The sequence below is a fragment of the Streptomyces sp. NPDC002787 genome, from assembly GCF_053592095.1.
Genome location: NZ_JBSFVC010000044.1, coordinates 45441 through 56786, shown reverse-complemented (window position 1 = coordinate 56786; position 11346 = coordinate 45441). Strand labels below are relative to the sequence as shown.

Here is an 11346-nt window from a genome sequence, read left to right as displayed (position 1 = left end):
TTTTTCTACATCCACACCCCCGCTTTGCGGCCCCCGCCCGGCCCCCGCGCTATGCGCCGCTCCAATCCATCCGGGCGGGGCCCGTCCGGCTGGGGGTGACTACGGGCGCCAGGTGGCCAGGATGCCCTCGTAGACCTCGGCGTCCGTCAGCTCGTGCGGGGTCTCGCCGGCGAGGAAGTGGGACGTGTTGTCCGTCTTCAGCTTGCGGAGGTAGTCGAAGGCCTTGTTCTCCGGGTCGCCGAACGCGACGAACGCGAAGTGGACGGCGGGGTGGTTCTTGGCGGCGTCCGCGAGCGCCTGGTTCGCGGGGGTCTTGGCGTCCGGGGCGCCGTCGGTCTGGAAGACGACGAGGGCGGGGGTGCCGGGGGCCGTCTTCTGGTGCCGGGTGAGGACCTCCTCGACGGCCACGTGGTAGCTGGTACGGCCCATGCGGCCGAGGCCGGCGTGCAGGTCGTCGACCTTGTTCTCGTACGAGTCGAGGGTGAGGTCGCCCGTGCCGTCCAGCTCCGTGGAGAAGAAGACGACGGGGACGGTGGTGGGCTGCTCGGGGTCGAGGTGGGCGGCGAGGGCGAGGGTCTGCTCGCCGAGGGCCTGGGCGGAGCCGTCCTTGTAGTAGGCGCGCATCGAGGCGGACCTGTCGAGGACGAGGTACACCTTGGCGCGGGCGGTGGTGAGGTCCCGCTTCGCGAGTACGGCCTGGGCGGCGTCGTACGCGGTGCGCAGGCTCGCGGGCACCGCGACCTCGGCTCCGCCTGCGGTCGCGTCCGTTTTCCCACCCGCACCACCGGTGCGGCTTTCGTCGTCGGCCGCGGGTGTTTCCTGCGGGGCGCCTTCGCCGTCGGCGACCGCGGGTACGGGGGTGGCCGCCGGGGCGGCGGCGACGGGTTCGGGTACCTCCACCGGCTCGGGCGTGGCTTCGGACGCGGGCTCCGGCTCGGGGGTGGCTTCGGGTTCCGGCGTGGCCTCGGGCTCCGGCTTCGGCTCGACGACAGCCGTCGGCTCCGGCACGGACGCCGGCTCCGGGGTGGCCTCGGGCTCGGCGGCGGCGACCGGCTCGGGCTTCGGCTCCGGGGTGGCCTCGGGCTGGGGGGTGGCTTCCGGTTCCTTGACGGCTTCCGGCTCGGGCTCCGGCTCGACCTCAGCCGTCGGCTCCGGGGTGGCCTCGGGTTCGGGCTGGGAGGCGGCTGCCGGCTCCGGCGCGGCCTCGGGCTCGCTCGTGGCCTCCGGCTCCTTCGTGGCCTCCGCCGCAGACTCGACCGGCGCCTCGGTCTCGGACGCGGGCTGCGTCTCGGTCACGGTGGCGGGCTCCGACGTCTCCGCACTCGCGGGCTCGGTCTCGACGGCCGGCTCCGGGTCGGAGGGCTTCGCAGCGGCCGGCTCGGGCTCGGTCTCCGCCACGACGTCAGGCTCCGGCTCCGCCTCGGTTGCCCCTACCGGCTCCGCCTCGGCCACCGGTGCCACGGTCTCGGCGTCCGCGTCGGACTTCGCCTCGGCCACTGGCTCGACGGACTCAGCCGCAACCTCCGGCTCCGTAGCAACGTCGCTCTTCGACGCCGCAGGCGCAGGCTCGACGGCAGACTCCACGTCGGCCTCGGTGGACACCGCAGGCTCAGGCTCGACGACGGGCGTCTCCGCCTTCGTCTCCTTCTCCGGCGCGGACTCCGCCTCGGCCGTCGGCGCGGTCTCGGCCTCAACCTCGGCCTTGGGCGCGGTCTCCGCCGTCGGCTCCGCCTCAGCCTCAGCTGTCGGCTCGGCCTTCGCCTCCGCCTTCGACTCCACCTCAGCCTCAGCCGTCGGTGCGGCCTCAGCCTCGGCCTTCGACACGGCCTGCGCCGTCGGTGTGGCCTCCGCCTCCGCCGGCTTCTCGCCTCGCGGCTTCGGGACCGTCACGTTGTCGAAGGCCGCCGAGACGAGTTCGTCGGCGACGGAGGAGGACGGGGGCTCGACCTTGGTCGTCGGCTCGGGCTCGGCCGACGGGGCCGGAACCTGCGGCTCGGCCTCCCGCGAGGAACCCGTCGAGGCGGACGCCTCCCGTGGGGAACCGGTCGAGGCGGACGCCTCCGGTGAGGAAACCCGCTCCGCCTCCTGCGAAGGAACCGCGTCGCGCTCCTTGCGTGAGCGGCCGAACGCGTTCCGCAGGAGAGAGAGAATGCCCATGTGCGCAACCCTTCGCGTGAGTTGTAGCCCGTCAATCCCTGGCCAGGACGGACACGTAAGGTTAGCGGCCAGGATTGCTGATCTTGGGGTGGGGCAGGCGCCTTTCACTATCTCCGCCACCCGGCGCTGTCAATACCGCCTCAACGGCCGCAGGTTCACTCCCTGTTCACCTTCCGTCCCTGTTCTCGAACACACGCCCCCCTAACGTCGCGCTCACACCAAAGGCACATAAGAGGAGCGCAACGTGCGCAAGCTGCTGCCCATGATCGCCTCGCACCCCGGCGGGCGTTCCGCCATGACCTGTCGGTTCCGCTGTGGGGACGCCTGCTTCCACGAGGTGCCGAACACCAGCACCAACGCATACGTGGGTGACATCATCGCGAGCGCGCTGAGCCGCCGCTCGGTGATGAGAGCCGCCGCCGTCGTGACCGTGGCCGGCACCGCCGGTGCGGCCACCCTCGGGACCGCCCTGCCGGCCGCCGCGGCCCCCGCCGAAGCCGCCACGAGCAAGGCCAAGGGCAGGAGCAAGGCCGCCCGCGGTCTCCGCTTCACCGCCGTCGAGCCCAACACGGCCGACGCCGTGACCGTCCCCGAGGGCTACAAGCAGAACGTCGTCATCCGCTGGGGCGAGCCCATCCTGCGCGGCGCCCCCGCGTTCGACCCGGAGAACCAGACGGCCAAGGCCCAGGCCGCCCAGTTCGGGTACAACTGCGACTTCCTCGCCCTGCTCCCGCTCCCCGGTGAGAGCGGCCGGCAGCTCCTCGTCGCGAACCACGAGTACACCGACGAGATCCTGATGTTCCGCGGCTACGACGCCGCCAACCCGACCCGCGACCAGGTCGAGGTCGCGTGGGCGGCGCACGGCCTGTCCGCCGTCGTGGTCGAGGAGGACCGGCGCACCGGCAAGCTCACCGCCGTGCCCCGCCACCACCTCAACCGCCGGGTCACGGCGACCACCGAGTTCCGCCTGACCGGCCCGGCCGCCGGCTCCCACCTCCTCAAGACCTCGGCCGACCCGACCGGCACCAAAGTCCTCGGCACCCTCAACAACTGCGCCGGCGGCACCACGCCCTGGGGCACGACCCTCCACGGCGAGGAGAACTTCAACCAGTACTTCGCCAACAGCAGCCGTACGACCGACAAGCGCTACGGCATCGGCACCGGCGCCTCCGAGCGCAAGTGGGAGCGTTTCGACAAGCGGTTCGACGTCGCCCAGGAGCCGAACGAGGTGCACCGCTTCGGGTACATCGTCGAGCTCGACCCGTACGACCCGACCTCGACGCCCCGCAAGCACACCGCCATCGGCCGCTTCAAGCACGAGGGCGCGACCGTACGGCTCACGGCCGACGGCCGTCCCGTCGTCTACTCCGGTGACGACGAGCGCTTCGACTACTTCTACAAGTTCGTCAGCAGCAAGCGGATGAAGAAGGGGTCGGGCCGCGCCGTCCGCGAGCACAACCTCTCGCTGCTGGACGAGGGCACGCTGTACGTCGCCAAGCTCACCGGTGACTCCCCGGCGATCGAGATCGACGGCACGGGCAAGCTGCCGGCCGACGGCGAGTTCGACGGCAGTGGTGAGTGGATCCCGCTGGCCACCGCGACCGCCAAGGGGGCTGTGTCGCACGTCGAGGGCATGACGGCCGACGAGGTCTTCGTCTTCACGCGCCTGGCCGGTGACAAGGTCGGCGCCACGAAGATGGACCGCCCCGAGGACATCGAGCCCAACCCGGTCACCGGCAAGGTCTACGTCGCCCTCACCAACAACAGCAACCGCGGTGTGGGCTCCAACCCGAAGGCGGACGAGGCCAACCCGCGCAACGCCAACAAGCACGGCCAGGTCCTGGAGCTCACCGAGCGGTGGAACCGGCCCGAGAGCACCAAGTTCGCCTGGCTGCTCTTCCTCGTCGCGGGCGACCCCGAGGACCCGGCGACCTACTTCGCGGGCTTCCCGAAGGAGCACGTCAGCCCGATCTCCTGCCCGGACAACGTCGCCTTCGACCCGTACGGCAACCTGTGGATCTCCACCGACGGTGCCCAGCTCGGCTCGCACGACGGACTCTTCGGTGTCGCGACGCGCGGTGAGCGGCGCGGTGAGCTGAAGCAGTTCCTGACGGTTCCGAGCGGTGCCGAGACCTGTGGCCCGATCATCCAGGACCGCCGTGTCCTGGTCGCCGTCCAGCACCCGGGCGAGCTCGACGGCGCCACCGTCGAGAACCCGAAGAGCACCTGGCCCGACGGCCCGGGCACGTACGTCCGCCCGGCGGTCGTCGCGGTGTGGCGCGCGGACGGCTGCGACATCGGCGCCTGATCCCGGACGCACACATGCGAATGCGGGCCGCCCTCCTGTCCGGGAGGGCGGCCCGCATGTCTTTCCGCGAGGTCGGGCTCAGGGGGCCAGGCAGCCGGCGCCCGGGGCGGCGGTCGGGTCCAGCAGACCGGCCGGGTCGAGGAGCGCGGCGGGGTCGGCGAGCTCCGTCACGGCGGCCGGGGTCTCGGTGAGGCAGGTGACGGTGGCTACCGGGTCCGGAACGGCGTTGGCGGCCGGGGCCATGGCGCCGGCGAGAGCGAGGGTTCCGAGCAGGACGGTGGCGGTGCGCCGCATGGCGAACATCCCCTTGTCAGACAGGAAGTGAATCGTCCGGTTGGACAAGAAGGATCATTACGGCTTCCCTCCCGCGAACTCTCCCCCCGTCACTCGTGCGGGGATGACGTAACGATTCAGCGCTCTGCGCCGGGTTGACCCGGAGTCGCAGGAGCTCAGCGGGGCGAGGTGATCGCGCGGGCCGCCGCCACTTCCTGGCGCAGCGGCTCCAGCACGCTCCCGGGCGGCCCGCTCAGGTCGGATCGGACCTCGTAGAGCGTCTCCGTCTTCCGCAGCCCCTCCGCCAACTCCCGCAACTGAAGGGCGACTTGGTCGACCTCGGCGGTGGACGGCGGCTCCGCGCCCTGTTTGATCCCCACCCGCGCGGCCGTCGTCGCGTCGACGATCCGCTCGACCGCCACGACCAGCGGCCACCAGGCGGCCGCCCGCCGGCCGACGGGCGGCGGTTCGGTGAGGGCCCGCTGGAACTCCGTACGGACGGCGGACAGGTCCCGGTAGAGGCTGCGGCGGGTCCGGGCCCGCCCGGCGGGGTCCGCCGGGCCCTCCCCGAAGGCGTGTTCCACATACGCGGCCGTGTCGGCGACGGCGTCCGCGAGCCGGGCGCCGACCCGGGCGTGCCAGCTCTCCGGCCAGAGCAGATAGCCCGCGACGAGGGCGATCGCGCAGCCCATGAGCGAGTCGACCAGACGGGGCACCAGCAGGCCGGTGCCCTGGTGGTTCAGGATGTCGGAGAGGAGCAGGATCACCGGGGTGATGGCCGCCGTCTGATAGCCGTAGCCCCGGGGCGTGAACACCGGGATGAGCGGCGCCAGGACCAGCATCACCGGCACGTCCCACCAGCCACGCGGCACCTCCGAGAGGATCGCGGCCGCCACCACCAGCCCCACCACCGTGCCGAGCGCCCGCAGCAGCGCCCGCGAGAACACCGACCCGAAGTCCGGCTTCAGGACGAACGTGATGGTCAGCGCCACCCAGTACGAGCGCGGCACGTCCACCAGCGACACCAGGGCCTGGGCGAGGCCGATGCACAGCGCGAGGCGCAGGCCGTAGCGCCAGGAGGAGCCGGAGAGGGCGACGTTCCGCGCGGTACGGGCGGCGCGTACGCCCAGCGGGGCGGGCCGGCCGGCACGGTCGCCGGCCTTCTTCAGGGCGTCCGGGGACTTCTCGGTGACGACGTCGGCGGCGTGCCGCAGCGCCTGGTCGACTGCCTTGCCGATCTCGTTGCCGGGCTCGGGCAGCCGCAGCCCCAGCGGCCCCGAGTACCCCGTCTCGACGGCCTCCGCGAGATGGCGTACGGCCGTGGAGATCTCGGCGGGCAGTGGCCGGCCGGCCTGCCGGACCGCCGGGGCGGCCTCCACCAGCGGGGTGACGGCGTTCAACTGGGCCAGCAGCCGCACCAGTTCGGGGCTGCGGCCGTGGTGGCGGGCGCGGCGGGCGAGGACGAGGTCGTAGGACTGGTTGAGGGACTGGGTGACGGCGCGCCGGGCGTCGTCGTACGCGTCCGTGGGGCCGGGGGAGTCGCCGGGGCCGCCGGGACCGCCGGGGCTGTCGGGGTCGTGCGTCGTCGTGGTGGCGAGGAGGTCCGCGACCTTGCGGTAGGTGTCGGCGACGGCGGCCCGTTCCGGTACGCCCGCCCTGAGGGGCCAGGCGAGCAGGGCCAGGGTGAGGACGATCAGGCCGCCGCCGGTCATCAGCACCGGGGCCAGCCACCACGGGCCGGGCATCGGCAGCCCCGCGCCCACCACCGAGTTGAGGAGCAGCAGCAGCCCCGAGACGGAGGCCACGGCACCGATCGACGAGATCATCCCGGAGACGAGCGCGACCCCGGTGAGCGCGGCGACGGTGGCCCAGCCCTGGCCGTACACCAGCGAGCCCAGGGTGATGCCGACCGCGCTGAACAGCTGCGGGACGGCGATGTTCAGCAGCCGCATCCGGTACGCGTCCGCCGTGTCGCTGATGACGCCCGAGAGGGCGCCCATGGCGGCGAGCGCGCCGTACTCGGGGCGGCCGGCGGCGAGACCGAGCACGAGCGGCAGGGTCAGCGCGATCGCCGCGCGGCCGACGGCGGGCCGGTTGACCGGCGCCGGCTGCGGCCGGAGGTTCCGCACCAGCCAGTCGGGCGGGGCGAGGCCGATGGGGAACGAGCGGGGCATGGCCCCATTATGACTGGGGGGTTTTGAGGTTTATGAGGGGTGTCTGGGGGTCTGTGGGGGGCGTCTGTGGGGGCGTCTGTGACCCTTTGGTTCACTCGCGCTGGTGGAGGGCGAGGTCGGCGGTGACGGCGTTGTGGTCGGTGCCGGAGAGTTCCTGGAAGCGGACCTCGCGTGCGGAGAAGTCCTTCTCCGAGACGAGGACGTGGTCGATCTGGGCGCCGAACCTCGGGGTCGTCCGGGACGGCCAGGTGGCGGTCCGGTCCGCGCCGGTCTGGCGGGCGGCGTCGCTCAGGCCCGTGTCGAGGATGGCGCGGAAGGCCGCGTGGTCCTGGGAGGCGTTGAAGTCCCCGGCCAGGATGGTCGGCGTCCCGGTGTCCTTCGCCGCGTACGCCCGCAGCGCGCCGAGCTCCCGCCGCCAGGTGTCCAGCTGTCCGGGCAGCGGGGGCATCGGGTGCGCCAGCTGCAGCCGTACGGGACGGCCCTCGATGTCGGCCACGGCGCCGGGCATGCCCATGGTGCCGGGGATCGGGTCGGCGGACTTGAGGGGGTAGCGGCTGAGGATGACGGAGCCGGTGGAGCCGTAGCCCTCGATGGACTGGCGGTGGGGGTAGGGCGGGGTCCTGCCGCTCAGGTCGCCGAGGGTGTCGCGGAGCTTGGCCGAGCAGGTGAGCTCGCACTCCTCGACGAAGACGATGTCGGGGCGGTCGCGGCGTACGGCCTTGACGAGGGCGTCGGTGCCCCGGCCGAACTGCACGTTGGACGTCATGACGCGCACCTCGGCGAGCACCGGCCCGGTCGGCTCGCTCGTCTTGCCGTACGGCTCGATGTACCAGGCGAGCGCGCCGAGCACGACCACGCCCCAGGTCAGGCCGGTCCACCAGCGGGCGAGCAGGGAGAGGAGGAGCGCGAGTCCGGTGGGGGCGAGGAGCCAGGGCAGGAACGCGAGGAGCTGGGGCACCGGGGTGAAGGCGTCGATGTCGGCGGCGCGGGAGGCGACGACCACGGTCACGCCAAGCAGGAGCAGGGCGGCGAGGAAGGCCTTGCCGCGGTGTCGGCGGCGCCGGGCCGGTGGTTCCGCTGAGGGTTCCGGCGCCGGCTCCGGCCGCTCGATGGTCGCGCTCTCCACGGCCGGTGCCTTTCGCTTGCCGCCACGTTCACTGTAAGGACGGGTGGGGTGGGGCGAAGGTTGCTTTGACGGGTGCGGGTGGGCGCGGGGGCCGTGTCCGGCGGTCTCACATGGGGGCGTGGGGGTCCGGGGCCGTTGCCAGGGACCACATCACGAAGATCGCTATGGCGATGCAGATGAGGGACCAGACGGGGGCGTAGGGGAGGAACATGAAGTACTCGATGGCGAAGAGGGACGCCAGGGCGATGCCCATCGCGCGGGCCCAGTCGCGGCCCTGGACGACACCCCAGCCGGTGGCCAGGACGGCGAGACCGATCACCAGGTGGATCCAGCCCCACGCCGTCGGGCTGAAGCCGAAGACGTAGCTGCCGATGTTCGTGTACACGTCGTCCGTGGCGATCCCCGCGATGCCGTTGAGGATGCCCATGACGCCGATGACCATCATCAGGACACCGGCGAAGACCATCCCGCCGAGGGCCCACTCCGAGCGGGTCTCCCCGTGGCGGGGCGGTGTCTCCTGCGACGTGGGGTTCGAGCGAGGTGCGGTGCTGTGCTGGGCCATGGTGGCCTCCTCCGAACGTGGACAGGACAGCTCATCCGCATGCTCACGCCGCAAGGGGGGCGCCGCACTCGGTGTAGGCCAAACGGGTGATGGTGGGTGGTGACTGCGGTGGCGGTGGCGGCCCCTCAGCCGAGCCGGGCCAGGAAGTCCTCCAGGGCCCTGTTGAACTCCTCCGGGCGTTCCAGGTTCGGGAGGTGGGCCGCGTCGGCGATGACCTGGAGGGTGGAGTCGGGGAGGGCGGCGTGCATGGCCTCGGCGTCGGTGACGGGGGTGTACTCGTCGTCGGCGCCGACGACGACCAGGGCCGGGACGGTGACGCGGGTCAGCAGGTCGCGGTAGTCGGGCCGCTCCGCGCGGCCGCGCAGCGCCGCCGCGGCGCCCTCGGGGTCGGTGGCCGTCATCATGCGGCGCACATGGGCCGCGACCTCGGCGTCCGCGTACGGCGCGACCATCTTGAACAGCACCTCGTCGGCGTATCCCGTCATACCCTCGCGGAGAAGGCGGTCGGCCATGGCGTTCCGGGTTTTCTTCCCCTCCTCCGTCTCGGCGGCCGGGAACGTGTCGGCGAGGACGAGTCCGCGGACGCGGTGCGGGAACCGCCGGTAGCACTCCATCGCGATCTGGCCGCCCATGGAGAGGCCCGCGAGGACGAAGTCGCCGACCCCGAGGTCGTCCAGGAGCGTGGCGATGTCCTCGGCGAAGGCCGGGAGCGGGGTGATGCCCGGGACCACCGGTGACTGGCCGTAGCCGCGCAGGTCGGGGGCGATGACCCGGCGGGAGGTGGCGAACTCGGTGATCTGGGGGTGCCACATCGTGCGGTCGAAGGGGTGGCCGTGGACGAGGACGAGGGGGAGCGCGGGGCTCGCCTCCCCTTTGTCCTCGTATGCGAGGAAGGTGGTCATGCGATCGACCCTAGGGTTCCTCAACTCCTCGGTGCAATAAGATCTTTGCCCTCGGTGCAATGTGCTGAGAGCGGGAGTGGGGGTGGGGGCTGTGGCCGACTACCGGCGTATCGCCGATCGCATCGCTGACGACATCGCCGTCGGGCGGCTGAAGCCCGGTGACCGGCTGCCGCCGCAGCGGGTGTTCGCGCGGCGGCGCGGGATCGCGGGGTCGACCGCCGGGCGGGTGTACGCGGAGCTGGTGCGGCGCGGGCTGGTGGTGGGGGAGGTCGGGCGCGGGACGTTCGTACGGGCGGCGCCGCCGGTGTCGGCGGGGCGGGCGCTGGCCGAGCCGGCGGGGTCGGCGCCCGTGAACCTGGAGCTCAATTACCCGTCCGTGCCCGGTCAGTCGGAGCTGCTGGCCGACGGGCTCGCGCCGCTGCTGCGGACGGATGTGCTCACGGACGCGCTGCGCACGGCGTCCGCGACCGGTACGGCCGCCGCGCGCGAGGCCGCGGCCGGGCTGCTCGCCACGGACGGCTGGTGCCCGGCCCCGGACCGGTTCCTGTTCGCCGGGAACGCGCGCCAGGCCATCGCCGCGGCCCTCGCCCACCTCGTACGGCCCGGGGGCCGGGTGGGCGTCGAGTCGCTCACGTATCCGCTGGTCAAGGAGATCGCCGGGCGGCTGGGGGTGACCCTCGTGCCGCTCGCGACGGATGGGGAGGGGGTGCGGCCGGAGGCCGTGGTGGCGGCGCATCGGGCGGCGCCGTTGTCGGCCGTGTACGTGCAGCCGACGTTGCACAATCCGACGTCCGTGACCATGGGCGCGGGGCGGCGGGCCGAACTGGCGGGTGTGGTGCGGGAGTTGGACCTGCCGGTGATCGAGGACCGCATCTGGTCGTTCCTGGCGGGCGGGGATGCGGGCGGGGATGCGGGCGGGGGCTTGGGTGGGCGGGTGCCGCCGCCGTTGGCCGCGTACGCGCCGGAGCGGGTGTTCGTCGTGGACGGGCTGTCCAAGCGGGTGGCGCCGGGGCTGACGGTCGGGTTCCTGGTGGTGCCGGAGGAGCGGGTCGAGGGGGTGGCCGCCGCCTTGCGTTCGGGGGGTTGGACGGCGGGGCGGTTCGCTCTGGAGGCGGGGGTGCGGTGGATCGGGGACGGGACGGTGGAGAGGCTGGTCGCGGCGAAGCGGGCGGACGCGGCGGCACGGCAGCGGGTCGCCGCCGAGTGTCTCGCGGGGTTCGCCGTACGGGGGGACGCGCGGGCGTACTACGTGTGGTGGGAGCTGCCGGAGCCCTGGCGCGCGGACACGTTCTGCGCGGCGGCGGTGGAGAGGGGGGTGGCGGTGACGCCGGGGTCGGCGTTCAGTGTTCCGGCGGTCGGGGTGGCAGGGGCGGCTGGACTGGGGCAGGCCGCTGCTGCGGGGCGGGGGTCGGGCACGCTCACCGGCGCCGCCGGGGTACCGCCGCGCCCACCCGTGCCGCCCCAGCGGCACGACTGCCCGCGACCCGTGCCGGGTGCCGGCTTGGTTCAGGGGGAGGGACTGGCTCGGGGACAGGAACCGGCCCAGAGGCAGCCAGCGGCCCGCTGGGAGCAGGAAGCCCGGCGGGGGGATGAGGCTCGGGGGGAGGGTCTGGCTCGGTGGGGGGACCAGGGTCGGGGGGAGGGCCCGGCCGGGCGGGGAGACCCGGCCCGGCCGATGGACCCCATCCAGCAGGAGGGCCCGGGCCGGTCGGAGGGGCCGGGCCGGTCGGAGGCGTGGGCTCATGCGGGCCAGGGGGACTTGGTGGGGGCTTTCGCGGTGGATTGCGTCAGGCTTGGGCTTGCGTCGGTTTCTCTGTCGGAGTTGGCTTCGGCGCTGCGGACGC

Annotated in this window: 7 protein-coding genes and 1 pseudogene; 2 read left to right on the top strand and 6 right to left on the bottom strand. The window is 73.1% G+C overall.

The window, feature by feature from the left end; all coding sequences use genetic code 11:
* Window positions 1-99: 99 nt before the first annotated feature.
* Window positions 100-2157: a VWA domain-containing protein gene (locus ACWD26_RS39520; protein ID WP_451277803.1), complete on the bottom strand. Its 2058-nt coding sequence runs from the start codon at window positions 2155-2157 to the stop codon at window positions 100-102.
* Between the two features lie 244 nt (window positions 2158-2401).
* Here ACWD26_RS39520 and ACWD26_RS39515 point away from each other — a divergent pair, with 244 nt between their 5' ends.
* Window positions 2402-4465, top strand: coding sequence for a PhoX family protein (locus ACWD26_RS39515; protein ID WP_451277801.1), 2064 nt, complete (start codon window positions 2402-2404; stop codon window positions 4463-4465).
* 78 nt (window positions 4466-4543) lie between these two features.
* On the opposite strand, the gene ACWD26_RS39510 is transcribed toward ACWD26_RS39515, so the two are convergent.
* The 5 genes from ACWD26_RS39510 to ACWD26_RS39490 all read right to left on the bottom strand — a co-directional run bounded on the left by ACWD26_RS39510 (window position 4544) and on the right by ACWD26_RS39490 (window position 9502).
* Entirely contained in the window at window positions 4544-4759 is a 216-nt protein-coding gene (locus ACWD26_RS39510) for a hypothetical protein (RefSeq protein ID WP_451277800.1), read from the bottom strand.
* Between the two features lie 155 nt (window positions 4760-4914).
* The gene (locus ACWD26_RS39505; RefSeq protein ID WP_451277798.1) at window positions 4915-6912 is read right to left on the bottom strand and encodes an FUSC family protein; all 1998 of its coding nucleotides are present in this window, start codon (window positions 6910-6912) and stop codon (window positions 4915-4917) included.
* Between the two features lie 91 nt (window positions 6913-7003).
* Window positions 7004-8038, bottom strand: coding sequence for an endonuclease/exonuclease/phosphatase family protein (locus ACWD26_RS39500; RefSeq protein ID WP_451277796.1), 1035 nt, complete (start codon window positions 8036-8038; stop codon window positions 7004-7006).
* Between the two features lie 106 nt (window positions 8039-8144).
* Window positions 8145-8600 (bottom strand): DUF7144 family membrane protein, encoded by a 456-nt coding sequence (locus ACWD26_RS39495; protein WP_451277795.1) that lies wholly within the window; start codon window positions 8598-8600, stop codon window positions 8145-8147.
* 125 nt (window positions 8601-8725) lie between these two features.
* Window positions 8726-9502 (bottom strand): alpha/beta fold hydrolase, encoded by a 777-nt coding sequence (locus ACWD26_RS39490; protein ID WP_451277793.1) that lies wholly within the window; start codon window positions 9500-9502, stop codon window positions 8726-8728.
* Between the two features lie 91 nt (window positions 9503-9593).
* Here ACWD26_RS39490 and ACWD26_RS39485 point away from each other — a divergent pair.
* Window positions 9594-10934, top strand: a pseudogene (locus ACWD26_RS39485) (aminotransferase-like domain-containing protein); the annotation flags it as partial.
* Window positions 10935-11346 lie beyond the last annotated feature (412 nt).